The organism is Salinimicrobium marinum, from assembly GCF_014651535.1.
Taxonomy (GTDB): Bacteria; Bacteroidota; Bacteroidia; order Flavobacteriales; family Flavobacteriaceae; genus Salinimicrobium; species Salinimicrobium marinum.
Map to the genome: position 1 here is coordinate 878127 of NZ_BMXB01000001.1, position 24801 is coordinate 902927.

Below are 24801 nucleotides of genomic sequence, written 5' to 3' on the forward strand. Positions count from 1 at the left end.
AATTTATTTCAGAATCTTATTATTCTAAGTTCTGGAATTTATTAGAACCTGAAACTCCCGACACTTCGGGACAGGTTACCGTAAAAAATGCTTTTTAAACAGTCTTCTTATTTGTGAATCTATCGCACCAGACTAAAATGATCTTTAATTTCCTGACCTGAAGGGAGTGTGAAAGTAAACCAGTAATCATCTGCTGGCATACTTTTACCATTGAAAATGCCGTCCCAACCTACTTCATTCGGAAGAATCTCCTTTAACAATTTTCCGTAGCGGTCAAAAATCCGGATAGCATTTTCATGATTTAAAAAGTTTCCGGTGTTGAGGTTCCAATGATCATTATAACCATCGCCATTAGGAGTGAAAAAGGCTCCATATTCTGGCACAAGGATTTCAAAGGTCATCAATTCACAACCTTCATTTCCTCGGATGTACAGGATGTTAATTCCTGGATTTACATCCTCAAAATTTATCCCTGGTTGATAAGGTCCTGATGGATCATTGAGAGCATACAAGAAATTTTCACTGTTGATAATATCCAGATCAATGCTTCTGGAGCTCACCTGCACCACAATCTCTTCCGGAGTAATTTCTGATAGAGTTGCAGGAGTGTTGACGATTAAGGAAAGCCTGGAGATACTTACACAGCCGGGGTTATTTTTGTCTTCTATACGCACAAAAATTTCCTCTCCGGAAGAAGTAATTCCGGAAGATAGCAGTCTATTAGTATCAGCTTGTGCTTCGGCGGAAGAATTGTAATAAGAAATCAAATGATCATTGGCAGGAAGACCATTAAGAATCTGATTTTCCTGAGTTGCCAGCTCAAAGTGCTCTGTATCGTTGAGGTCGAGATCACATATTTCATAATTTACAGCTGTTGCAACGGGAGGGCTTTCAGGTATGATAAGGTCAAATTCCACAATTTCGTAGCAGCCGGTAACGGAATTCTCGACTCTGGCATAAATGGTTTTCCTGGATTGATAACTTGTATATATTCCGGTGATTTGATTGGTGAGATCAATGGCATCCTCCAGGGCTTCGTAATATTCTACTGTGGCCTGCGGCTGAGTATTAATTTCGTTTCGGGTTTGAAAAACATCAAAATATGCAGTGCCGTTAGTCCCGCAATTTTCCAGATCCTGGGGTTGATTGGCTTCCACGCCTTCGGGAAAAGGAGAACCGCCGGTAGTCGCCGTTCCTGTCCATTCCAGTTCAAATGGGCTTTGGCCAATAGGCCGGTCAATTACAATATAATAGGTGTCTCCCGGCTGCACATCCAGCGATCTTACAAAACTATTGCCCGCAGGACCGGGGCCTTCACTTAAATCGGTTTCACTGTCACGCATTCCGGTGAGATTATTAAGAAGTCCGGCAGCAATGGGATTGGTAGTGGAGCAGCGAATGCTGTTGCCCAGGTTTCCGCAGGAAACGGTAGGGCCAAAAACAAAGAAATCATAATCAACTTCCATTGCTGTATTGGTGGGGGTGAGGGTAAAACCTAAAGTTCCTGAGGTGGTAATTTCAATTTTTATCCAGAGGCTGTTATGTTCCAAACTGCCACAGGAATTATTAAGATTAACTTCCTGTACGCCAAACCCCGATGCATTGCTGGAAATCTTGCCATTACCACAAACTTCAATGGCTCCCATGCAATCTCCAATGGATGTTTGAGCGATGGAATCATCAACAAAGAAAAATAATAATATAGTGCTGAAGAGAAATAAGAATTTCTTCAGGCTTTTGATTTTAATCCAATTTTTCATGTAAAAGTACCTCTGTCTGAAGCTGATATTTTCCTACTTTATAGCTTCTTCTGAAGACCCAATTTACAACATTTTATTTCAGAATATATTATTTTTCAGGAAAGTAGAAGGCGATCCTGTTTGTCACTCTTCGAAATCATCAAAAGGATTATCAAACGGAAGATCATCATCTGGATCGGGATCCTCAATATTTATTCCGAGAGGATTAAATAAGCCCCAGCGGTCTAAGATATAATCCCATTGATCGAATGTCTTCACCCATTCTGCAAAAAGCACTCTGAATTCCTCAATTTAAGCTCTTAGAATGTCCAGGTATTCGGCTTCTTTAAAATCATCTCCAAAAACGAGAAAGCTGTTGCATTGCACATAGATCTCTCTTGCACATTTTCGTATTACAGCTGCATTTTCGATTTTTATATCGTAAAGGTCAACACCCTCTGCGCCGGCAATTTTTGGGGCAAGTTGTAAGGCATCAGCATACATATTCCTGGAAAGTTCTAACAGAATTTCATTTTCTTCGGGTACCAATTTTGTGAGCCTGTCTACAATTTTCAGGATCTCCATAGCTTTTTCCTAAAGCCGGATGTTCCTGAGATTATCTTTTTCCATGATTAAAAACAGGGATTAAGCAGGCTCTTCTCCCATTTCCAGTTCGGAGGAAGGAGATTTCCACTGAAGATAGTTCTCAAGGTCATCATTTACCATTTTTAGACATAAAGCCAGTACAGAAGCATCATCCAGCATCCCTATTACCGGAATAAAATCGGGTATCAGATCAAAAGGATTCAGTACATACAGCAATGCGCCGGTGATGGCAGCAATACTTTTCCATGGGATTTGACGATAGCTGCCATTCCGGTAATCTTTAACCAGGGAAAACATGGTTTTTACTTTTCCGATATATTTATCCACAGTCTCATTACTCAGGATCTTATTCTCGATTTTTTCCCTTTTAGTGAGAACTTTATCAAGGTCTTTTTCCTCTACTTTTTCGGCCTCGTCTCTTAGTTCTTTTTTTGCCTGTTCCTGATTGATTTTATCCATTTTTAATTATTTCTTTTTAATGATCTTCTTTTTTAAGCTGGCCCAGCCTGCGGAAAATGTTGTTATAGTTGTACTGTGATGCACTTTCCATTTTGGATAGTTCTTCCCATTCCAGAGGTGTCGCAATTCCTGCTTCTTTATTTGGCCGCAGGGAATATGGACACACTGCTGTTTGCGCATAGGCATTGCGAAGGTAATCAACAAAAATTTTCCCGCCACGTTGATCCTTCCTGATTTTTGTTGTCAAAAGGTCGGGGCGCAGGTTGGTCACTTCTTCTGCCATGGCTCGCAATTCTTTTTTGATGGTATCAAAGTCTTTTCCGCGGCGAATCTCATAGGACAAATGAAATCCGCTTTGACCGGTGGTCATTAGCTCCGGATCTTTCTTCTTCTTCCGAAGAAAATTCCGAAGTACCTTTGCGGCTTCTTTTACTTTATCGAAAGAATTTTCGGGAGGGTCGAGATCAAAAACTACTTTGTCTGGTTCCCTGATTTTATCTTTTTTACTCATCCAGATGTGGAAGGCTACGGTATTTTGGTTTACAAGGTAAAGCAGTGTTTTTTTATCATTGCAGATTATCTGGGTATTGGTTCCTTCTTCAGTTTCTATTTCCACGCGTTTTATAAAGCCGGGAAAATAATCGGATGCGTTCTTCTGGTAGAATCCCTGGTCCTCAATCCCGCTGGGAAACCTGTGTAAGGTAAGAGGTCTGTCTTTTAAATACGGCAGCATTTTATCTGCTATTTTATCGTAATAAGCAGCCATATCACCTTTTGTAATATTTTTCTCCGGAAAAATGATTTTTTCAGGATGTGTGATTTCTATACCGCTTAATTCCATATTCTATTTTTTTTCGTTTTTCTTTTCAGCTTTTTCAATTTCAAGAAATGATCTTCCAGAGATCACACTTTTTGTTTGTGTGCTAACAGGATTTCGGCGGGCATCTGCTTCTTTATCATCCTGCTTCATCAATAACCAGTTTCCTTTCATTCTTCCGCCTTTCATTTCAACAAGATTGTAACCTCCTGTAAGCTTTTCTCCCTTAAGCTCAACTTCGATAGATCCTTTCTCAAAACTCTCTTCCAGGGAAAGCAGGTCTCCATTATCATCTTTTTTTATGCTTTTAATGGAGCCCTTATCCCATATCATCACCGTTCCGCCTCCATATTCACCCTGAGGAATCGTACCTTCAAAATCTGCATAGGTCAAAGGATGATCTTCTGTTGGAATTGCCATTCGCTTCACAGAAGGATCTGTACTGGGACCTTTGGGTACAGACCATGATTTTAAGGTGCCATCAATTTCCAGCCGAAAATCGTAATGCAAATTAGTGGCATCATGTTTCTGAATTACAAAAACAGGCTGGTTATTTCGCTTTCCCAAACCTTCGGCTTTTGGTTCTTTGGTTTTGCTGAAATCCCTCTTTTCATTGTAGCTTTTCATCACATGGTGAATTAGTTTGAAAAAGTACAAATTATGTCTCCCATGATGCGTTAAAGAAGTCTCAAAATCATGCTTTTGCAAGGAGAATGAAAGCAGCCATTTCTCTAGAAAATATATCCTTACTCTTTTTGCCGAAATCTAAAATTAGAATACTTTTGCCGCTTCAGCCAGATTCTAAAGAGTTTCTTCTTAAACAAATAAAAATGGAAAATTGGGGTTTATTTGCAGTGGCAGTATTTACAGGATTTATTGCTATAAATAATCCGCTGGGTAATATGCCCGTTTTTCTTGGATTGACACGGCACCGGGATAAAGCTACAAAAAGGCAGATATCCAAAAAAGCTACTTTTACGGCATTTACTATTGTAGCAGGATTTATCATTCTGGGAAAATATATCTTTGATTTCTTCGGATTAACCATTCCTGCCTTTAAAATCACCGGAGGGATCCTGGTTTTCTTTGTAGGTTTTGAGATGATACGGGCGCAGCAGTCGAGTATTGATAACCAGACGGAGGTTAATTTTAATGAAGGAATTTCTGTTTCTCCACTCGCTATTCCTATACTTGCCGGTCCCGGAACCATTGTAACTGCAATGAACTTTACTACGAATGCAGATTATCTCCAGTTGATCATCATTTTGATCATGTTTGCCATAGTAATGTGGCTCAATCACCTTGCTTTTATTTCAAGTGATTATATGGTTAGGCTTATTGGAGAAAATAAAATTGTGGTGATAGAAAAGATTATGGGATTAATAATTGCCATTATTGGAACAAACATGCTAATCCAGGGGATTCACATCGCTTTTTTAGAATAAGTTGATTTACAGTTCAATAATAAATTATTGATTTATAGTATTTTATTCAAAAACTTGTTGTATGTTTGCACTTCAATTTAAATATATATAATGAATAAAGGTATTGTAAAGTTTTTTAATGATTCAAAAGGATATGGTTTCATTAAAGACGAAGAATCACAAAAAGAGTATTTCGTACACGCTAATGGTTTAGTTGATGAAATTAGACAGGATGACGAAGTAACTTTTGACCTTGAAGAAGGTAGAAAAGGAATAAATGCAGTAAACGTTAGACAAGCATAGTCTTAGTCTGAGTATTATAGAATTTATAAGCTTTAAGCCTTACAGAAATGTAAGGCTTTTTTTATACGTCATTTTTAATTCATCAACCTCTTCCACATCAGAAGTGGGATCTCTTCTTTAATTCAAATTAAATATTTTTCCATCTTGCGAATGGCTTAAATAAAATTCAGAAAGCTGAGGAATTGTTTTCAACTCGCACATCTATTCCTAAGTATAACCTTCAAGAGAAAAGGTTAACGATTTCCTAATGTAAAGAGACTAAAGGTTTTTTAAATTCCGGGAATATGTAACCCTTTATTTAACAATTATTTACTTTGCCTAAATCCTTAGTTAAAAATAACACAATTAGAAAATTATTAATACTAAAATAGGAAGTTAGGGTGTAAATTTGAACCAGTTATGAATTTAAAAAATGGATGATGATGAAAAACTATACTATACTATTTTTAATATTAGCATTAATTACTGGATTAATAAGTTTCACCGGATTACGATTTGATGGTATTGAAGTTTTACGTGTTCTTTGCCTAATCTTTACAGACCTGTTTATGGTTTCTTTATTTGCAAAAGCACTTTTTCCGGATGCGGAGAAGCTAAGATTTCAAAAGGTGAAAAAATAGATTATTGGTTATATTTGAAAAAGAAAAATGGAAATGGCCTGCAGAAATGCAGGCTATTTTTTTATGTGTTTTTGAAAAAAGAAATTATTATCTTTTCGCTATGAGAATACTATGTCTTTTTTTACTTATCTGCTTCCAGGTTTCCGCACAGCAAATGACTCTGAAGAAAGGAGTGGTGATGGATTCCCTGCCCGTAAATGATACCATTAATGAAACTTATTCCCTTTTTCTTCCTATGTCTTTCCAGTCCAACGGTAGAGAGAAGGCTGTTATTTTCGTACTGGATACCGAAGGAAGAGGTAAAGCAGCAGCTCAATTGTTCAAACCTGCGGCCGAAGAGCAGGGATATATTATTGCATCATCAAATAATATTGATCCAGATAATTCTTTTGAGGAAAATGTAATGGTGGCTGCAAGATTAATGAATGCAGTTACTTCAAATATTCCCTTAGATTATGATCAGATTTCTATTGCCGGTTTTGCCGAAGGTGCCCGGGTAGCATCATCGCTACCTGCTGTTTTCAATAACTTACATGGCGTGATAGCAGTAGGTGATCATCAGGTGAATTATGAATACCTGGATGCAAAGAATAGATTTGTATTTGTGGGAATGGCAGGAGATGAAGATTTTTCAGGGTACGGGTTGAGAGCAACAGCTATGCAGCTTGAAAGTCTTAAACACCCAGTGGCTGTTTATAGTTTTGATGGGGGGCATGGATGGCCCAAACCGGAGATATTATCAATGGGAGTTAGCAGTCTTACGCTGCAGGCTATGAAGGAGGGAAAAAGGCCAAAAGATCAACAATTAATAGAAAATCTCTACAGGCGCGAAACTGGAATAGCAAATAAATTGATTAGTACAGGTGACAATATGCATGCTTATAATTTAATGGATGTGTTGCAGGAAAAATATGATGGGCTGCGGAATACTTCTGAAATTAAAACCCGGCAGAAACAATTAAGCCGGTCCCGTAACTTCTCTGAAGAACAAAGAGAATTTAGTAGAGTTCAGGAGAAGGAGGCGAGGCTCATGGAAGATTTCATATATTACCTTAATGAAGATGTTGCCACTGAAAACTTTGAGAATCTGGGCTGGTGGAATTATCAGAAAAGACAATTGGACGAGCTGGCCTCTGGTGCTAATGAACAGGAAGCCGATATGGCTAAACGGATATTGGGAATGCTGAAAGAGCTGAGCAAGAATAAAATTACTGAATTGGCCTCTTTAGATGAGGCAACTTTGGAATCCAAACTACTGGCCAATATGATTCAGACGATTTTTGATCAGGAAAATTTTAAAGCCTATAAAGATATCATTTCCCTTAGTGCTCAGGACCGGGATTACAGTACTTCTTTGTTTTACCTGGAAGAGATGCTAAAAAATGGTTTTGATGATATGGAAGCTTTGTATGATCTTGAAGGAACACTGGCACTCAAAATGACTCCTGAATATAACTGGCTGGTGCGAAAGTATCTTGGATCTTCAAAATATTATGATGTTCCGGTTGAATGATTTTTTGATCCTGAATAAAATGAAACTGTTAACACTGGTGTTTGTGCTGCTGTTCTTTAGCTTCGGAAGTGCACAAAACTCTGAAAAGCTTGCTGCGATAGCCGAATTTCAGAAGAAAATGAACCGGGATTTTAAGGATCCGGAACATTCTCCTCTTAAGGAATATGACCGGAAGCAGTTTGAAGCTCTAGACTTTTTTCCTGCAGATACAAGTTATTCCGTGGTGGCAGAATTTGTCCGTACACCATATGAAACTCCCTTCGAGATGCCAACCACTACAGATCGAAAACCCGTCTATGTAAAATATGGAGAAGCCTATTTTACGCTGAACGAAAAGGAGTATAAATTGAATTTGTATCAAAATCAGGAATTGATCCTAAACCCTGAATACGAAGATTATCTTTTCATACCTTTTACAGATCTTACCAATGGAGTTACCACTTATTCGGGAGGCAGGTATCTGGACATGAGAATTCCAAAAGGAAAAGACCTTGTGATAGATTTTAATAAAGCCTACAATCCTTATTGCGCCTATAACGGAAAATATTCCTGTCCTATCCCGCCTGCAGAAAATCATATTGATATGCGAATTTACGCAGGGGTTAAGGATTTTCAGAAGGAAGGAAATTAACCTTCTTCCACACTTAATGCTGTATACGCTGTTGTTCCATGTTCATGGGTATCCAGTCCTTCAATTTCTTCCCGTTCGGTGACTCTTAATCCAATAGTTTTCCTGAGCGTAAATAGAATGATAAAGGAAGAAGTTACACAAAACAATCCTATGGCTCCAATACCTATCAACTGGTTCAGGATTTGAGACCATCCTGCCATTGAACCAAAAATTCCCACTGCTAAAGTTCCCCATATTCCGCAGGATAAATGTACAGAAATAGCACCTACGGGATCGTCCAGCTTCATGCGGTCTAATGCGCCTACAGAAAATACAATGATTGCTCCTGCTATTAATCCTATCAGAAAAGCATCCGTTATTCCCATAAGATCGGCTCCGGCGGTAATTCCGACTAATCCTCCCAGTACTCCATTCAGGATCATGGAAAGGTCATTGTCCCGGTATCTTAAATAGGACACCAGGAAGGCGCCCAGTCCTCCGGCTGCTGCAGAAATACAGGTGGTAACCAGCACCAGGGAAGTTACTCCCGGGTCGGCAGAGAGTACAGAACCTCCGTTGAAGCCAAACCATCCGAACCACAGCAAAAATGCACCTACAGTTGATAATGGGATGCTATGTCCCTGAATTACACTTATCTTTCCATCCTTAAATTTTCCAATACGCGGTCCCAGTAGAGCTACACTTATCACTGCAGCCCAGCCTCCTACCGAATGTACCAGGGTGGAACCAGCAAAATCATAAAAGCCCAGTTCGTCAAGGAAACCGCCGCCCCATTTCCACATTCCGGCTATTGGGTATATTATCCCTACGTAGATGGTAGAAAAGATGAGAAAGGTGGAGAGTTTAATTCTTTCGGCAACTGCGCCAGAAACGATAGTTGCTGCTGTTGCTGCAAACATTGCCTGGAAGAGAAAATCTGTATAATAGGTATAATGTCCATCTGCATAAGCAGGACTTAGTCCGTCTACCGGTAATAAAAGTCCGAAATTGGCAAAGCCAAAAAGTCCGCCGGCAAAATCTGCTCCGGGATACATTAAACTAAACCCAACAAAAGTGTAGGTAAGGATCCCAATAATGAGGATCATTACATTCTTGAATAAAATATTGATGGTATTTTTGGCTCTGGTAAGTCCTATTTCCAGTAAGGAGAATCCCAGGTGCATGATAAAGACCAGGGCGGTGCAAATCATCATCCATAGATTATTAGTGGTAAAAACTACATTTTCCATAATTAGCTAAGTGAAGTTGTTCCTGTTTCTTTTGTTCTTATTCTGTAAGCTTCGTCTATGGTGGAAACAAATATTTTTCCGTCTCCCACGGTACCTGTATAAGCTGTTTCCAATAATACTTTAATGGTTTTCTCTAAAAAATTATCAGATACTACTATCGACAGCATCCTGCGCTGAATTTCACTGGTGCTATATGCTACACCGCGATAAACGTGACCATGTTTTTCATTGCCCACCCCGGTCACGTCCCAGTAACTAAAGAAATTCACATTAATTTCCTGTAAGGCATCTTTAACGTCATCGAATTTGGATTTTCGAATGATTGCTTCGATTTTTTTCATAGTATAATCTTCAAAAGAGAAGATAAAACTAATAAAAATTATCTAAGAGGGTGAAAATTGCAGGGGTAAAAATTTAAAAATAGTGAATATTGAATTTTTACCCCTATATTTTATAGGGATTGAAATTAATCAGTTTGTTTTTGAGAAATTCTGAGCTGGAGATAGAGTCTCAGAAAAATTTTGAGAGGCTTAGTCCCAAAAAAACTGCCAGTACCCCTAATAAAATGCTTCCGAAAGCATAAAGAGCAAAGGTGAAGTAGTCCCCGGAACGGAGAAAAACCTGATTTTCTACAGCAAAGGTCGAGAAGGTAGTAAAACCGCCACAAAATCCTATTCCGAATAATAAGTTGACGGGTCCGGAGAGGTTCTGATTTTTAAGAGCAAATCCTAGGATGAATCCCAGGAGAAGACTGCCCAAAATATTTACTGTAAAGGTTCCAAAAGGAAAATGAAGGTTATTGAGATACTTACTGATGATGTACCGCAGTACACTTCCCAGGCCACCTCCTAAAAATACCAAGAGTGCATTTTTAACCATAACTTATTCCTGATTCTCCCCAGTCTCCCTGACAGGAATATAAATTTCAGTTACCAGACGGGCTGGATTTTCTTCTTCCGCAGGGTTGGTTATATAAACTTCAAAAGGAGTGCCTTGTGGATCTACTTCCAGTCCATTGTCATTAATGTAGCTATAAGTTTCTTCCCATGCCTCTAAAGCATTCTTTCGGTTACCTCTAAGTGTTGTTTTTACTGCTCTTTGAGGAGGTAACTGACCGGCAATTACAGGGCTTCCCGCCGGAGTGATCATTTGACTGGAGGTGGGGACTGCCGCAGAAAATATGGTAGTTCCGTTTTGTTCATCGCGTTGATTGTATAGAACGAATGGTTTTCCGCTAATGGAGATATTATTATCTTCCATGTATATACTAACCTGGCGTATCATTTCAGCGGCTTTTTCATTCACTTCGTTCATACGTGCGGCCGTGGTACTGTACATATAGTAGCCACCGCTATGTTGAGTAACACCATCTACATTTATAGAATATTTTTCCATTTGCATAATTACTTCCCTTTCCAGCCCTTCGAGGCCTTCTTCAAGTTTTGGTGCAAATATTTGATAAAGGTCCTGGTCCTGGATTAGAAATGCGAGTTTTTCTTTGAAACTTTGTTTCCCTTTAATTATCCAGGTGACCCTAGTGCCATTTTCGGCAGGTTCAAATTCCCAGTTCACTTCACTGTTGGATTCCCCTAATCTTATTTGTAGATCATTAATTTGATTGATGCTGGTATAGGGAATGACTTCCACAGTAGTGATCTTACCGTCTCTCATTTCACCACTTTCCCATAACATCTCTGCACCTTCACCCTTTGTGATTTCAGTAAGGCTAATGTTGATTTCCTCGTTTTCTTTCCACGGAGACCAGGTGGCCCAGGTGGAGAAATCATTTACTTCATTGAATAATAGTGGAGTAGGAGCATTAATAATTCTGCTTTCCTCAATCGTGTAGTTACCATCTTTAGTAGCTACATAGATGGAACCTGCTATAATAGCAATTAAAAGGAGAAAAAGCAGATATTTAATGATTTTCATGTGGAGGCGGGTTTTAATTATTGCTAAGATAGTTAATTTGTATAATGTTAAATTAATTACCTTTGATAAAAATTGAAAATTAGCGCAGCATGAGTATTTTAGGGGGGTTACCCACAAAAACGATTGCAATAACTTTCAGTTTCGAAACATAAATTTATACAGAATGAAGCCAAAATTTTATTTAATGTTGATGTTAGCATCAACAATGATGTTTTCCTGTGCTGACAATATTGTGGATAAAGGCGCTTCGGAAGAAGTTGCTGTTCAGAATGAAGATTTCAGCAATCAGGTAGATGAATTTGCAGATATAAAAATTCTGCGTTATCAAATTCCGGGATGGGAAAATCTCAGCCTGAAAGAGCAGCAGCTTGTTTATTATCTTACGCAGGCCGGTTTAAGCGGAAGAGATATTATGTGGGATCAAAATTATCGCCACAATTTAAAGATTCGTGGTGCTTTGGAAAGTATTTATACTCTTTATGAAGGTGACAGGGAGGCTGAAGAATGGAAAGCTTTTGAAACTTATCTAAAGAGAGTGTGGTTCTCTAACGGTATACATCATCATTATTCCAATGATAAACTTAAACCCGGTTTTAGTAAAGAATATTTTGATCAACTACTGTCGGAAACAGAAACTGAACTTACCGGAGAAGCTTATGAAGTTGTCTTCAACGATAAGGATATGAAGAAGGTGAACCTGGATGAATCGAAAGGATTGGTAGAAGGTTCTGCAGTTAATTTCTACGGTGAAAATATTTCCGAAGTAGAAGTGGCAGCTTTTTACAGTAGAAAACAATCCCCCGATCCAGATAAGCCTATTGCCTTTGGTCTTAATTCCAAATTGGTCAAAGAAAATGGCCAGTTGGTGGAGAAGGTTTGGAAAAGCGGTGGCATGTATGGGGAAGCCATAGATGAAATTATTGTTTGGCTGGAAAAAGCCAGGGGAGTAGCAGAAAATGCGCAGCAAGAAAAAGCTTTAGGCCTTTTAATAGATTATTACAGAACAGGAGACTTGCAAACCTGGGACGAATACAATATTGCGTGGGTAAATGCCACCGAAGGAAACATTGATTACATCAACAGTTTTATTGAAGTATATAATGATCCTTTAGGTTACAGGGGGTCTTATGAAAATATCGTGCAGATTAAAGATTTCGATATGTCGGCTAAAATGCAGGTTTTGGAAGAAAACGTGCAGTGGTTTGAAGACAATGCACCGCTTATGGAGGAGCATAAAAAAGATGAGGTTGTTGGGGTGACTTATAAAACCGTCATTGTAGCTGGAGAAGCGGGAGATGCCTCTCCAAGTACTCCTATTGGGGTAAACCTTCCTAATTCCAATTGGATAAGAAAAGCGCATGGAAGTAAATCTGTTTCTCTTGGGAATATAATCAATGCATATAATAATGCCGGAAGTACAGGAAGACTTCAGGAATTTGCTCATGATGAGGAAGAAGTGGCTCTTGAGGAGGAATATGGTACACTTGCAGATAAATTGCATACAGCACTGCATGAAGTTGTAGGACATGCATCTGGACAACTTAATCCCGGAGTTGGAGAGACCAAAGAAACCCTTAAAAGTTATGCTTCAACCCTGGAAGAAGGCAGGGCAGACCTTGTGGGATTGTATTATTTGATGGATCCTAAACTGGAAGAACTTGGATTGGTAGAAGATGCTGAAAAAGTAGGAAAGGCGGCTTATGACGGATATATCCGAAATGGTTTGATGACGCAGCTCATAAGGCTTGAACCTGGAGCAGATGTGGAAGAAGCACATATGCGTAACCGCCAGTGGGTAAGTGCATGGGTTTTTGAAAAAGGAAAAGATGAAGGGGTGATTAAAAAAGTTACCCGTGATGGCAAAACCTATTACGACATTAAGGATTATGAGAAATTGAGAGAATTATTCGGAGACTTACTTAGAGAAACTCAAAGAATAAAGTCTGAAGGTGATTTTGAGGCAGCAAAGGACCTTGTAGAAAACTACGGAGTGAAGGTAGATCAAACCCTTCATCAGCAAGTGCTGGAGCGAAATAAACAGTTTACTTCGCCACCTTATAGCGGATTTGTGAATCCGGTTTTGGTAGCTGAGACTGATGAAAACGGAGAGATATCTTCAATAAAAGTAGAACAACCTGCTACTTTTGAAGAGCAAATGCTTAAGTATTCTGAAGAGTACAGCTTCCTTCCGGAAGAAAATTAGAAACAAAAATTGAGTAAAAACCGCCATTTCTGTAGAAGTGGCGGTTTTTTTATTTCTGAAAGGTTTTACGGATTCAGGTACATTTTTATTACAAACAATAGACCTATGAACATGATGAAACCAAGCAATATATAAAGAGTTCCCCTGTAATATTTCCGATGTAGTTTTAGATCTTTCCGGTAGGTGTAAATCATTACCAGGATAAAGACGATGAGAAAAATTCCGGCGAATATAAGCTGTCCTGTACTGAACATTTATTTATTTTTATGCGAATTTAACGCATCTAAACAAAATTACCAATGAAAAAGAGAATAGTAGCTGTACAGGAGTTTCATAGTGCCTTTGGGCTGGGAATAAAAAATGATCCCACGGCGAGTCTGGGAGCAGCCAAAAATAGGTTGCGTTACGAATTAATGAAAGAGGAGAACGAAGAATACCTTGAAGCGGCAAATAATGATAATCTCGTGGAAGTGGCAGATGCGCTGGGTGATATGCTCTACATTTTATGCGGTACGATCATAGAACATGGAATGCAACAAAAAATAGAAGAAGTGTTTGATGAAATTCAGCTAAGCAACATGAGTAAACTGGGTGCCGACGGAAATCCTGTTTACCGGGAAGACGGTAAGGTGCTGAAAGGACCTGGTTATTTTAAACCTGACCTCGGAAAAATCCTGAAGTAAGAGAGGCACTGATTTCCGGTCTTTTCCAGTATTTTAAATTGAAATTTTATTTTCTTTTTTTATAAGAAAAATGAAATTATTACCGGTTTTTTTATCTGTACTTCTGTTGTTCTCCTGCAAAAATGAGCAGCGAGTTACTGGAGAAGAAAAAAGTATGTCTACTTGTATGCCTATGGGAGGTGAAGATATGATTAAGTACTACGGAAATCTGGAGGCAAATAGTGAAGAGAATCTATCGAAAATCCTCTCTACACTTAAGTTAGAATAACAACAATCTCCTCTGTGGGAATAAGAAAAGGCTCTCTTAAGTCTTGCTTTACGTCCACCTGAATAAAATCAGAAGGATACTTCAAGTTCTTTAGACAGCCTTTCTTGATGTTGAACCAGGATACTATTTTTTCACCTTGTATCTCCAGCCAAATTTATCTTCAGCTATATTATACTGGATTTCCATCAGCTTTGTTTTGAAATACTGAGCGTAAGAATCTTCCTGATCTTCTAATTCAAATTTTTCCCCGTCATGCCCAAATCCTTTTACAGGATTTATGGTGGCAGCAGTTCCGGTTCCAAATATCTCTTTTAAATCTCCTTTTTTAGCAGCATCTACTATTTCCTTTACAGAAACCCGTCTCACTTCTACAGTAATATCATTTTCTTCTGCAAGGGTAATGACACTTTTACGGGTTACCCCATCCAGAATTCGGTCATTGGTAGGTGCGGTCAATAATTTGTCTCCTACTCTAAAGAAGATGTTCATTGTCCCTGCTTCTTCCAGGTATTCATGCGTGTTGGCATCTGTCCAGATAATTTGCTGGAAGCCTTCCTCTTTTGCAAGATTGGTGGGGTAAAATTGTGCGCCGTAATTACCTGCAGCTTTAGCAAAACCTACTCCGCCGTTCGCGGCACGACTAAATTTTTCAGCAAAGACAACTCTTACTTCCCCGCTGTAATAAGATTTGGCAGGAGAGCAAATAATTAAAAATTTGTATTCTTTCGCAGGCGAGGCAGATACCCCTGCTTCGGTTGCGATAACAAAAGGACGTATGTACAATGAATTTCCGAAGCCTTGTTTGATCCATTCCCGATCCAGGTTTAACAGAGCTTCCAGGCCTTCAAAAAAAACTTCCGTAGGAAATTCGGGAATTGCCAGTCTTTTGGAGGATTTATTCAAACGTTCAAAATTCTCCTGTGGTCGAAATAACCATACTTCTCCATTATCATCCTTAAACGCCTTCATACCTTCAAACACAGCCTGTCCATAATGAAATACCCGTGCAGAGGGTTCCAGTTGTAGCGGTCCGTAAGGCATTACCTTAGGATTCCGCCATTCTCCGTTTTTGTAGTCACACACCATCATGTGGTCTGTAAAGATGTTTCCGAAAACCAGATTGTCAAAATCAACGGAATCGATTTTGGAAGTGGATGCTTTTTCTATCTCTAGTTGGAGAGTTGAGCCGTTTTTCATGTCGTATCGATATATTTGTACAAATTTACTGAAATTAAAACATACTTAAAATGTACTGCTTTGCAAAAAATGTTTTATTTTCTGTTGATCAAATTAAGAAAAAAAATGAAAAAAATATTGATTTTTGTCTTTGTTGCCATGGCTTTTTCTTCCTGCAAAAATAGAACAGAGAATCAGGAAAAATCGGTAGTACAAACTACTGAGGATTTTCCGGTTTCCTACATATCTGCCGGGGAGGAATTCTCACCCGGTGATATTTTGTCATCTGCAGAGATGCAGCAAAAATTTCAGGAGCTTAAAGCTGGAGATACTGTGGAGGTAAAATTTAAATCTCAGGTGAATACTGTATGTAAAAGTAAAGGTTGCTGGATGAAACTGGATTTACCTAACGAGGAAGAGGTGATGGTGAAATTTAAGGATTATGGCTTTTTTGTGCCGAAGGATATTGAAGAAAAAGAGGTAGTAGTGAACGGAAAAGCGTATGTAACCGAAATGTCTGTAGAAGATCAACAACATTTTGCGGAAGACGGTGGTAAATCTCCGGAGGAAATTGCGGCTATTACAGAACCAAAAAAAACTTTGTCTTTCCTTGCGGAAGGGGTGGTCATAGAAGATAATTAGAATGAAAAGAGAAATAATAACGACTGCAGATGGTTCTTCCACTATTTTCCTGCCAGATTGGGATGAACATTATCATTCCAAACATGGCGCTGTTCAGGAAGCTTACCATGTGTTTATCAAAACTGGGCTGGAGCATTTTAAACAAATTCCTGGCTCACCTGAAAGTATTTCTATACTTGAAATTGGATTTGGTACGGGTTTAAATGCCTTGATCACTCTTTTTGAAGGTAGAAAAAACACTTCAGAAATTAATTATACGGGAGTAGAGGCGTATCCTGTTTCTTCAGAAGAAACAAAGCAATTGAATTATTCATTCCTGTTTTCAGAAGATGATTCCGAAGTACTGTTTCAGAAGTTACATGAGGCTCCATGGGAAGAAAAAACTAATATTTCAGATCTTTTTTATCTCCACAAAAAGAAGCTGTTCTTTACAGATATCACTGATGTGGAACTGTATGATCTTATATATTTTGATGCTTTTGGGCCAAGAGTGCAACCTGATTTATGGACAGAGGAAATTTTCAGTAAAATGTTCACTGCTCTTAAACCGGGAGGGGTGCTGGTAACTTATTCGGCAAAGGGAAGTGTAAGAAGAGCTATGGAATCAGTGGGATTTAAAGTGGAAAGGCTGCCCGGGCCTCCGGGAAAACGGGAGATGCTGCGGGCCTCTAAAAAATGATTTATTGTAATTTATCTTCAATCTTGTTAAACCTTTTATAAAGAAGCAATATAGCTGTATAAATGTGCTTATATTTTAAATAAAAATGCGGATTTTAATTACTGGGGCGACAGGTTTAATAGGTTCAGAAATTGTTAAGCTGTGCAAGGAAAAGGAGATTGGTGTAAATTATTTGACAACCAGTAAAAGTAAAATTGAAAAACAATCGGGCTATAAAGGCTTTCACTGGAATCCATCTAAGGGAGAAATAGATCCTGCCTGTCTCGAAGAGGTGGGTGCTGTGATTAATCTTGCCGGTGCAAATATCTTCAGGCGCTGGACCGATAATGCGAAAGAAAAGATCCTGAAAAGCAGGATAGATTCCCTGGATTTGCTGTACCGTACCCTTGAAAACAATGAACATGAGGTGGGGCATTTGGTATCTGCCAGTGCCATTGGTGTTTATCCTCATTCCTATGACAAAATGTATTCTGAAGATGAAAAGGATCTGGATGATCATTTTCTGGGTACGGTTGTTCAAAAATGGGAAGCAGCAGCAGATAGGTTCAGGAGTCTGGATCTTCGGGTGGCAAAAATCAGGGTTGGCCTAGTCCTGGGAAAGGACGGGGGAGCCTTACCAAAGCTTAATCAGGTAGTGAAGATGAACGTTGGAGCTGTTTTAGGTAAGGGAAAACAATGGCAGTCCTGGATTCACGTGCGGGATCTGGCCAGAATTTTTCTGCATGTGGTTGAGAACGGATTCCAGGGGGTGTATAATGCTGTTGCGCCAAATCCCGTGACGCACCAGGAGTTAATGAATGAACTGGCAAAACAGCAGGATAAGAAAATATGGTTGCCTAAAGTTCCCTCCTTTGTTTTAAAAGGAATTATGGGTGAAATGGCAAGTACCGTATTGGCGAGTCAGCTGGTGGCGAGTAAAAAAATTGAAGATACAGGATACGCTTTTCAATATGTGAATATTCATAAAGCGCTTGAAAATTTGAAATAAAAAAAGCCGGATCGCAAGATCCGGCTTTTTAGCTGAGGGGTTAACTAATTATTGTTGTGCTGTAGCACGAACATTAATTGTCAATTCCATTTCATCACTAATGAAGTTGTCTCCAAGATTGTCAAAAACAGATTTAGAGCCGTAGTTTACTTTCCAGTCTGTTCTGTCAATTACAAAAGTTTCACTTTCCACAGTAAGTACATTCTCATCAATAGAAGTGCTTACAGGGAATTCAATGTTTTTAGTTTCATCTTTAATAGTTAGATTACCCTGTAACATTTTTTGACCATCTTTTTCAGTAACTCCGGTGATCTCAAAAGTTGCTGTAGGATATTCATTTACATTAAAAAAGTCTGTTTCCTTACCTTCAACAGTACCTTTTAAATGATTTTCAAGACTTTTTCTGTCATCATCATCCATACCTTCATCTGTAACAGCGATTGAATTCATATCAATAGTAACATTTCCACTTTCAATCTGCTCTTCGGTGGCAGTAAATGAACCCGATTGGATATCAATTGTCCCGATGTGTTCTCCGGTTGGTTTGGTTCCTCTCCATTCAATAGTAGACTCTGTAGTATCTATCTCATACTGTCTGGCCTGATCACTGGCTGCAGCAGCTTCCTGAGCTTCTCCAGGTTGAACCTGGTTTTGTTTATCGTTTTTACAAGCTACAGACCCTGCAGAAATAGCAGCGATCATAAAGATGTTAAAAATTCTTTTTTTCATGTTTGATTATAGTTTGATTTAATCGTCAAAATTACTGCTTTGAGTAACATCAAATCATAATAAAATATTAAAATTTTGTTGTGACATTTTGACATCAAAAGATTATTGGCAACAATTTTGTCTGATGTTGGTTGGTAATAAAATTAATAAGAAGAATGAGCAATAAAGACACTAATAATCCTGAAGAGGAAAGTTTAAAAGATAAAGTAGAGGATATCCTTGATGAGGCTATTGAGGAGGCAGATAACAAAGATTCTGAAGAAAAATCATCTGATAGTGAAGAAGATGGAGTTTCAGAAAAGGACCAGTTAAAAGCCGCTCTTGAAAAAGAAAAAGACAAGTTCCTGAGATTATTTGCTGAATTTGAGAATTATAAAAGGCGTACCAGTAAGGAAAGGGTTGAGATGTTCAAAACTGCCAATCAGGATGTGGTGAGTGCCATGTTACCTGTTTTAGATGATTTTGACCGAGCTCTTAATGAAATTCGAAAAGCAAAGGATAAGGAGTTATTAAAAGGAGTAGAACTCATTTATAATAAGTTCAAAGAAACACTTCGTGCCAAAGGCCTGGAACAAATGGAAGTAAAAGAAGGAGATAGTTTTGATGCCGATATTCATGAGGCTATTACCCAAATTCCTGCACCTTCAGATAAATTAAAAGGTAAGATCGTTGATGTGGTAGAAAAAGGTTATAAACTGGGAGACCGGATCATCCGTTTTCCAAAGGTGGTTACCGGAAAATAAACCATTTTAAACTTTTATACCAGCAAAAATCAAGAACAGGAAATAATGAAAGAGGATTATTACGACATATTAGGTATTAGTAAAAACGCTTCTACAGCCGAAATTAAAAAAGCCTATCGAAAGAAGGCTATTGAATTTCACCCCGATAAAAATCCGGGAGATACCAAGGCAGAGGACAACTTCAAGAAAGCGGCTGAAGCTTATGAGGTTTTGAGCAATGAAGATAAGCGTGCACGTTACGATCGTTTTGGACATCAGGCCTTTGAAGGAGGTGGTGGCGGCGGCGGCTTTGGCGGCGGCGGTATGAACATGGACGACATCTTCAGCCAGTTTGGTGATATCTTTGGCGGTGGCTTTGGTGGTGGCGGTTTCTCCGGCTTTGGAGGAGGCGGCCAACGCAGAGTGAAAGGAAGTAACCTGCGGATTAGAGTTTCACTTACTTTAGAGGAAATTGCCAACGGCGTTGAAAAGAAAATAAAGGTTAAGCGTAAAATTCAGGATGCCGGAACAACGTACAAAACCTGCCCTACCTGTAATGGTACAGGACAGGTAACACGGGTTACGAATACTATTTTGGGAAGAATGCAAACTGCTTCCCCCTGTACCACCTGTGGTGGCGCAGGACAAACCATCGATAAGAAATCGCCCGAAGCCGATGCTCAGGGATTGATAATGAAAGAAGAGATGGTTTCTATCAAAATTCCGGCAGGAGTTGAAGATGGAATGCAGTTAAAGGTTTCCGGAAAAGGTAATGATGCCCCGGGTAACGGAGTTCCGGGTGATCTTATTGTCGCAATAGAAGAAAAAGAGCATCCAAACCTGCAAAGGGAAGGTGTGAACCTTCATTATGACCTTTATATTAGTTTTTCTGAAGCAACTTTAGGTACTTCCAAGGAAATTGACACTGTTTCCGGAAAAGTAAGGATCAAGATTGACGAGGGAGTACAATCTGGTAAAATTTTAAGATTACGTGGAAAAGGAATTCCAAGTATTAATGGATACGGAAAAGGGGATTTACTGGTACATGTAAATGTCTGGACGCCAAAAACTCTTAACAGGGAACAACGTGATTTCTTTGAGAGAATGGCTAGTGACGAGCATTTCCAGCCCAAACCGGAGAAAAGTGACAAGTCATTTTTCGAAAAAGTTAAAGATATGTTCTCTTAAAGGTAGAATATTAACTTTTTTTTATATATATTTGGGTATCACTAATTTCAATTGGTGATAATTTTTCTTTTTCATAGCAATTTTTTTCCCATCCTTAAGTGATTAAGGATGGGTTTTGTTTTTTTACTTGTTTCGGGAGTAGATGGTAAGATTGGACGGCAAATATTAAAATCTTCCTAATCCCAAATGAAAGTTGCTACATTTAAATATATTTACAACAAAGTACTTTTATGGATCACCTCCTGGTTGCAGAAAACGTGACGAAGAAATTTGGCGATTTTACTGCACTAAATAATGTTTCACTTCAAATCCCGAAGGGAAGTATTTTCGGCCTTCTTGGGCCAAATGGAGCAGGGAAAACTACCTTTATAAGGATTATAAATCAAATTACTTTACCCAGTGAAGGAAGAATTCTTCTGGATGGTAAACCGCTACAGCCAAACGACATTCAGCATATTGGATATTTGCCCGAAGAGCGGGGATTATATAAATCCATGAAAGTTGGAGAACAGGCCTTGTATCTTGCACAATTAAAAGGATTATCAAAAGCTGAAGCTAAAGCCCGACTTAAATACTGGTTTGAAAGGCTTAATATCGAAGACTGGTGGGATAAAAAGATCCAGGAACTTTCCAAAGGAATGGCTCAAAAAGTTCAGTTTGTGGTCACTGTGCTGCATAACCCTAAACTTCTGATTTTTGACGAACCCTTCAGCGGATTCGATCCTGTGAATGCAAATCTTATCAAAGATGAAATCCTTCAGCTTCGGAAAGAGGGTGCCACTATATTATTTTCAACGCACAGAATGGAAAGTGTAGAGGAATTATGTGATTACATGGCACTTATCCATAAATCAAATAAGTTGCTGGATGGTAAAGTTACCGATATCAAACGTGCATATAAATCGAATACTTTTGAAGTAGGGCTGGAATCACCAGATAATGAACTGCTTCGAAAAGAACTTGCAGCTACTTTTCTTATAAAAGATGCTTCTTTTAAAAGTATTAATGATGATCTTAAACTAAGGATACAAATAGAGGAAACAGCGTCTCCCAATGACCTTTTAATGCATCTTACCTCCAGGGCACAGGTGAATTATTTTGTGGAAGTGATTCCTTCTGTAAATGATATTTTCATAAAAACAGTGACCGGCAATGCGTAATCTCAAGTTAATTATAAAACGTGAATATCTGGCCCGGGTAAGGAACAAGACCTTTGTTGTAATGACATTTTTGAGTCCGTTGATCTTTGTGGGTATGATCATGTTGATCGCGTATTTAACGAGCCTGAATAAGAGTGAAACGAGAATTGTAGGAGTTCATGACGAATCGGGGTTATTTGTTTCAGAATTTCAGGATTCTGAAGATGTGGAATTTCAGGATTTTTCTGCAATTACGCTCGATAGTGCCAAAGACATTGTGAGGGAGAAGAATTTATACGGATTGCTTTATGTTCCTCAGGATTCCGACTCGGTTGAACATCTGCAGTTTTTCGCCAAGGAAGCTCCTGCTTTCGGATTTTTAACTCAAATAGAACGCACCGTAGCCGATAAACTCACCGGAAGGGAACTGGAAGCCCGGGGAGTGGATGTGTCAGCAATAAGATCAGCAGAGGCATCGGTAAAGATCGAAATTCAGAATTTTTCGGGAGAGCGAACTTCAAAAATGTCAAATTATGTGAAAATGTTTTTTGGAGGAGCTGCAGGCTACCTGTTAATGATGTTTATAATTATCTATGGGAACATGGTGATGCGAAGCGTTATCGAGGAAAAAACCAACCGTATTATTGAAATAATCATTTCTTCGGTTAAGCCTCTCCATTTGATGCTGGGCAAGATTTTAGGAACTTCTTTGGCCGGGATCACACAATTTTCTATTTGGGTAATGTTGGGAGGTTTGCTGCTTTTCGTGGTATCATCTGTCCTGGGAGTTGATATTTCGGCAGCACAGGGAGCTCAACAGCAGGCTGCGAGTCAGATTTCAGATAGTGAATTACAACAGTTGGTGATAGATATTGCGAAACTTCCTTTGTTGACTCTTACCCTTTCTTTTCTGGTTTATTTTATAGGAGGATACTTTCTTTATAGCTCTATCTATGCCGCCATTGGAGCAGCAGTTGATAATGAGACCGATACACAGCAGTTCATGTTTCCGGTTATCATTCCCCTGATTCTTGGAATTTACGTGGGCTTTTTTGCAGTTATTGAAAATCCGCACGGTACGGTTTCAACGATATTTTCCATGGTCCCTTTAACTTCCCCTATTGTGATGTTGATGAGGATTCCATTTGGGGTTGCCTGGTGGGAACTGGCAATTTCCATATTTTTACTGATCATTACCAACGCCGGAATCGTTTGGCTGGCAGCGAAAATATATCGAGTAGGAATTCTTATGTACGGAAAAAAACCAACTTATAAGGAACTGTATAAATGGCTTAAATATTAGGCATGCAAAGTGGTGTTGAACAGGTAAAAGATGTAATTGAAGAAGATATTTGGGGGACTTTCCTGGATTTCCTTAACATCACGGTAATACCACTTGGCAGCGGTGAAGACCAGGGAAGGATAACTGTAGGCTTGATCTTACTGGTCATTATTGTCTTTCTCTTTACCAGCGTGATACTGAAAGGCATTAGAGTTTTTCTTACCAGAAAACTTGCAACACCCGATAAGCTTAAATTTATAAGCGTCTTCAAGTTTATCAAATATCTTGTGTATTTGATCGTGGTGCTAGTGACAGTAAGTTCGGCTGGGGTGGACATCACCATTTTGTTAACTGCTTCGGCGGCACTTTTTGTAGGTTTGGGTCTTGCCCTGCAGGAGCTATTTCAGGATATTATTGGAGGTTTATTTATTATTACAGATAAGTCATTGCTGGTAGGTGATGTGATTGAGGTCAATGGAAAAGTAGGAAGAGTGATAGACATTCAGCTGCGCACTACCAGGCTTCTTACAAGAGACGACAAGGTAATGATCATTCCAAACCATAAATTTATAAGCGATATCATTTATAATTACACCCAGAACCATACCACCACCCGTGAATTTATCAAAGTGGGAGTGGCCTATGGGAGTGATACTGCCAAAGTCCAAAAGTTGCTTTTGGAATGTGCAGAAAACCAAACGGGTGTAGCGGAAACCCCCGAACCTTTCGTTCTTTTTGATGACTTTGGGGATTCTTCACTGGTCTTTAGTTTACATTTTTTTGTAACTGACAGCTTCGTAGATCCAAAGATAAAAAGTCAGGTGCGATTTAAAATTGATCATAAATTTCGTGAACATGGTATTACAATTCCTTTCCCCCAGAGGGACGTACACCTTATTGGACAATCAGAACCCCAGCCTCCAACTTCAGAAGAAAATGAATAAGTATTTTATTCTGGCGTTACTCAGTTTTGCAGCTTCTTTCTCCGGAAGAGGACAATCTACAGATCTGGCAAGGATTGAGTACACTTACTTTCCGCAGTCAGATTCAGATAATTCTTTCAGAAGATTCAGAAGTTTTGTGAATTTTCCGATTAAAATAGGTACAGCCGAAGATAGTTATCTAGTGCCGGGAATCGAATATGAAAATATCAATTTCAAATATAAAGATATTACTCCCTTTGAAAAAGGAGCAGAACTGGATAGATTTCAGTCCTTCACTTTAAGCCTCAATTACACCTATAAAATGAATCCCAACTGGAGGTTTGCGGCGCAGGGAGGGTTAATGATGGCATCTAACTTTGAAAAAGGAACAGTTCTTAAAGATGATCTGCTCTATATAGGATCGTTCTTCTTCATTAAAGAAAAAGGAGAAGACGAAGTGGAAAAATCATGGCGATGGATACTGGGACTGCACTATTCCACAACATCTGGGATGCCTTTTCCTTTACCGATAGTAAATTATTACAGGGAATTTCGTCCCAATTGGTCCTATATGGCGGGAGTCCCAAAAAGTAATCTCAAATATTATATAAGCCTAAAAACATGAACTTCAGGCTTTTGTGACACTTGATGGTTTTTATGCCAATATTCAGGAGGACAGGGTATTCTCAAATTCTAACAAGGTTGCCGAAAATATCTCTATGACCATTGTTCTTGGAGGTGTGGGGTATGAGTACAACTTTACAAAACATTTAGTATATTACCTGTATGCCGGTTATACTTTAATGAATGACATAAGGCTTAGAAATGATGATAAAGATGACGTTTTAGAGGTGAATAAAGTAAATACTTTTTACGCTCGAAGCGGATTAAAATTTAAAATATAAC

At 38.8% G+C, this 24801-nt stretch carries 30 protein-coding genes; 17 read left to right on the forward strand and 13 right to left on the reverse strand.

The genetic code is table 11. The features are described from left to right. Positions 1-119: 119 nt before the first annotated feature. The 6 genes from IE056_RS03695 to IE056_RS03715 form a co-directional block, all read right to left on the reverse strand. The gene (locus IE056_RS03695; protein WP_189603317.1) at positions 120-1760 is read right to left on the reverse strand and encodes a T9SS type B sorting domain-containing protein; all 1641 of its coding nucleotides are present in this window, start codon (positions 1758-1760) and stop codon (positions 120-122) included. Positions 1761-1883: 123 nt separating this feature from the next. Continuing rightward, positions 1884-2018, reverse strand: a complete 135-nt coding sequence (locus IE056_RS18580; RefSeq protein ID WP_262891436.1) for a hypothetical protein — start codon at positions 2016-2018, stop codon at positions 1884-1886. Positions 2019-2051: 33 nt separating this feature from the next. Further along, on the reverse strand, positions 2052-2324 hold the full coding sequence (locus IE056_RS18395) for a hypothetical protein (protein ID WP_229793639.1): 273 nt from the start codon (positions 2322-2324) through the stop codon (positions 2052-2054). Positions 2325-2384: 60 nt separating this feature from the next. After that, entirely contained in the window at positions 2385-2804 is a 420-nt protein-coding gene (locus IE056_RS03705) for a YkvA family protein (RefSeq protein ID WP_189603318.1), read from the reverse strand. 16 nt (positions 2805-2820) lie between these two features. Beyond that, positions 2821-3645 carry a non-homologous end-joining DNA ligase gene (gene ligD, locus IE056_RS03710; RefSeq protein ID WP_189603319.1) on the reverse strand — a complete coding sequence of 275 codons (825 nt, stop codon included), beginning with the start codon at positions 3643-3645 and terminating at the stop codon, positions 2821-2823. Positions 3646-3648: 3 nt separating this feature from the next. Further along, positions 3649-4248 carry a DNA polymerase ligase N-terminal domain-containing protein gene (locus IE056_RS03715; protein ID WP_189603320.1) on the reverse strand — a complete coding sequence of 200 codons (600 nt, stop codon included), beginning with the start codon at positions 4246-4248 and terminating at the stop codon, positions 3649-3651. 203 nt (positions 4249-4451) lie between these two features. On the opposite strand from IE056_RS03715, the gene IE056_RS03720 reads away from it, so the two are divergent. From IE056_RS03720 to IE056_RS03740, 5 genes are all read left to right on the forward strand, one after another. Beyond that, positions 4452-5066 carry a MarC family protein gene (locus tag IE056_RS03720; RefSeq protein WP_189603321.1) on the forward strand — a complete coding sequence of 205 codons (615 nt, stop codon included), beginning with the start codon at positions 4452-4454 and terminating at the stop codon, positions 5064-5066. Between the two features lie 90 nt (positions 5067-5156). After that, positions 5157-5348, forward strand: coding sequence for a cold-shock protein (locus IE056_RS03725; protein ID WP_189603322.1), 192 nt, complete (start codon positions 5157-5159; stop codon positions 5346-5348). A gap of 422 nt (positions 5349-5770) precedes the next feature. Next, positions 5771-5968 carry a DUF1328 domain-containing protein gene (locus tag IE056_RS03730; protein WP_189603323.1) on the forward strand — a complete coding sequence of 66 codons (198 nt, stop codon included), beginning with the start codon at positions 5771-5773 and terminating at the stop codon, positions 5966-5968. A gap of 100 nt (positions 5969-6068) precedes the next feature. Then, a complete protein-coding gene (locus IE056_RS03735) occupies positions 6069-7481 on the forward strand; it encodes an alpha/beta hydrolase (RefSeq protein ID WP_189603324.1) in 1413 nt (470 codons plus the stop codon). 19 nt (positions 7482-7500) lie between these two features. Continuing rightward, a complete protein-coding gene (locus IE056_RS03740; protein ID WP_189603325.1) occupies positions 7501-8112 on the forward strand; it encodes a DUF1684 domain-containing protein in 612 nt (203 codons plus the stop codon). Here IE056_RS03740 and IE056_RS03745 read toward each other — a convergent pair. The 4 genes from IE056_RS03745 to IE056_RS03760 all read right to left on the reverse strand — a co-directional run bounded on the left by IE056_RS03745 (position 8109) and on the right by IE056_RS03760 (position 11273). After that, positions 8109-9341: an ammonium transporter gene (locus IE056_RS03745; RefSeq protein ID WP_189603326.1), complete on the reverse strand. Its 1233-nt coding sequence runs from the start codon at positions 9339-9341 to the stop codon at positions 8109-8111. The two genes, IE056_RS03740 and IE056_RS03745, sit on opposite strands and share 4 nt — an antisense overlap. Before the next feature lie 2 nt (positions 9342-9343). After that, a complete protein-coding gene (locus tag IE056_RS03750; RefSeq protein ID WP_189603327.1) occupies positions 9344-9682 on the reverse strand; it encodes a P-II family nitrogen regulator in 339 nt (112 codons plus the stop codon). Between the two features lie 169 nt (positions 9683-9851). Then, positions 9852-10220 carry a fluoride efflux transporter CrcB gene (crcB, locus tag IE056_RS03755; protein WP_189603328.1) on the reverse strand — a complete coding sequence of 123 codons (369 nt, stop codon included), beginning with the start codon at positions 10218-10220 and terminating at the stop codon, positions 9852-9854. 3 nt (positions 10221-10223) lie between these two features. Continuing rightward, positions 10224-11273 carry a GyrI-like domain-containing protein gene (locus tag IE056_RS03760; RefSeq protein ID WP_189603329.1) on the reverse strand — a complete coding sequence of 350 codons (1050 nt, stop codon included), beginning with the start codon at positions 11271-11273 and terminating at the stop codon, positions 10224-10226. Between the two features lie 163 nt (positions 11274-11436). Between IE056_RS03760 and IE056_RS03765 the strand changes: the two genes are divergently transcribed. Further along, positions 11437-13476 carry a dipeptidyl-peptidase 3 family protein gene (locus tag IE056_RS03765; RefSeq protein WP_189603330.1) on the forward strand — a complete coding sequence of 680 codons (2040 nt, stop codon included), beginning with the start codon at positions 11437-11439 and terminating at the stop codon, positions 13474-13476. 65 nt (positions 13477-13541) lie between these two features. Here IE056_RS03765 and IE056_RS03770 read toward each other — a convergent pair whose 3' ends face one another. After that, positions 13542-13730: a hypothetical protein gene (locus IE056_RS03770; RefSeq protein ID WP_189603331.1), complete on the reverse strand. Its 189-nt coding sequence runs from the start codon at positions 13728-13730 to the stop codon at positions 13542-13544. A gap of 45 nt (positions 13731-13775) precedes the next feature. On the opposite strand from IE056_RS03770, the gene IE056_RS03775 reads away from it, so the two are divergent. Continuing rightward, positions 13776-14159 carry a pyrophosphohydrolase domain-containing protein gene (locus IE056_RS03775; RefSeq protein WP_189603332.1) on the forward strand — a complete coding sequence of 128 codons (384 nt, stop codon included), beginning with the start codon at positions 13776-13778 and terminating at the stop codon, positions 14157-14159. A gap of 391 nt (positions 14160-14550) precedes the next feature. On the opposite strand, the gene IE056_RS03780 is transcribed toward IE056_RS03775, so the two are convergent. Then, positions 14551-15624, reverse strand: coding sequence for a branched-chain amino acid aminotransferase (locus IE056_RS03780; protein WP_189603333.1), 1074 nt, complete (start codon positions 15622-15624; stop codon positions 14551-14553). Between the two features lie 105 nt (positions 15625-15729). On the opposite strand from IE056_RS03780, the gene IE056_RS03785 reads away from it, so the two are divergent. The 3 genes from IE056_RS03785 (at position 15730) to IE056_RS03795 (ending at position 17912) form a co-directional block, all read left to right on the forward strand. Beyond that, the gene (locus IE056_RS03785; protein WP_189603334.1) at positions 15730-16245 is read left to right on the forward strand and encodes a DUF4920 domain-containing protein; all 516 of its coding nucleotides are present in this window, start codon (positions 15730-15732) and stop codon (positions 16243-16245) included. 1 nt (position 16246) lies between these two features. Next, positions 16247-16924, forward strand: a complete 678-nt coding sequence (gene mnmC2, locus IE056_RS03790) for a tRNA (5-methylaminomethyl-2-thiouridine)(34)-methyltransferase MnmC2 (RefSeq protein ID WP_189603335.1) — start codon at positions 16247-16249, stop codon at positions 16922-16924. Between the two features lie 85 nt (positions 16925-17009). Further along, positions 17010-17912: a TIGR01777 family oxidoreductase gene (locus tag IE056_RS03795; protein ID WP_189603336.1), complete on the forward strand. Its 903-nt coding sequence runs from the start codon at positions 17010-17012 to the stop codon at positions 17910-17912. Positions 17913-17960: 48 nt separating this feature from the next. Here the strand turns inward: IE056_RS03795 and IE056_RS03800 are convergent, their stop codons facing one another. Next, positions 17961-18641: a YceI family protein gene (locus tag IE056_RS03800; RefSeq protein ID WP_189603337.1), complete on the reverse strand. Its 681-nt coding sequence runs from the start codon at positions 18639-18641 to the stop codon at positions 17961-17963. A gap of 155 nt (positions 18642-18796) precedes the next feature. Between IE056_RS03800 and IE056_RS03805 the strand changes: the two genes are divergently transcribed. From IE056_RS03805 to IE056_RS18660, 7 genes are all read left to right on the forward strand, one after another. Beyond that, positions 18797-19384 carry a nucleotide exchange factor GrpE gene (locus IE056_RS03805; RefSeq protein WP_189603338.1) on the forward strand — a complete coding sequence of 196 codons (588 nt, stop codon included), beginning with the start codon at positions 18797-18799 and terminating at the stop codon, positions 19382-19384. 45 nt (positions 19385-19429) lie between these two features. Then, positions 19430-20551 carry a molecular chaperone DnaJ gene (gene dnaJ, locus IE056_RS03810; protein WP_189603339.1) on the forward strand — a complete coding sequence of 374 codons (1122 nt, stop codon included), beginning with the start codon at positions 19430-19432 and terminating at the stop codon, positions 20549-20551. Positions 20552-20781: 230 nt separating this feature from the next. Beyond that, positions 20782-21711: an ABC transporter ATP-binding protein gene (locus IE056_RS03815; RefSeq protein ID WP_189603340.1), complete on the forward strand. Its 930-nt coding sequence runs from the start codon at positions 20782-20784 to the stop codon at positions 21709-21711. Next, positions 21704-22993 (forward strand): ABC transporter permease, encoded by a 1290-nt coding sequence (locus tag IE056_RS03820; RefSeq protein WP_189603341.1) that lies wholly within the window; start codon positions 21704-21706, stop codon positions 22991-22993. The genes IE056_RS03815 and IE056_RS03820 overlap by 8 nt, the downstream gene beginning before the upstream one ends. A 2-nt stretch (positions 22994-22995) precedes the next feature. Beyond that, entirely contained in the window at positions 22996-23916 is a 921-nt protein-coding gene (locus IE056_RS03825) for a mechanosensitive ion channel family protein (RefSeq protein WP_189603342.1), read from the forward strand. Then, positions 23909-24520: a DUF6268 family outer membrane beta-barrel protein gene (locus tag IE056_RS03830; protein ID WP_308427590.1), complete on the forward strand. Its 612-nt coding sequence runs from the start codon at positions 23909-23911 to the stop codon at positions 24518-24520. The genes IE056_RS03825 and IE056_RS03830 overlap by 8 nt, the downstream gene beginning before the upstream one ends. Before the next feature lie 13 nt (positions 24521-24533). Continuing rightward, on the forward strand, positions 24534-24800 hold the full coding sequence (locus IE056_RS18660; protein WP_308427591.1) for a hypothetical protein: 267 nt from the start codon (positions 24534-24536) through the stop codon (positions 24798-24800). Position 24801: the final 1 nt, after the last annotated feature.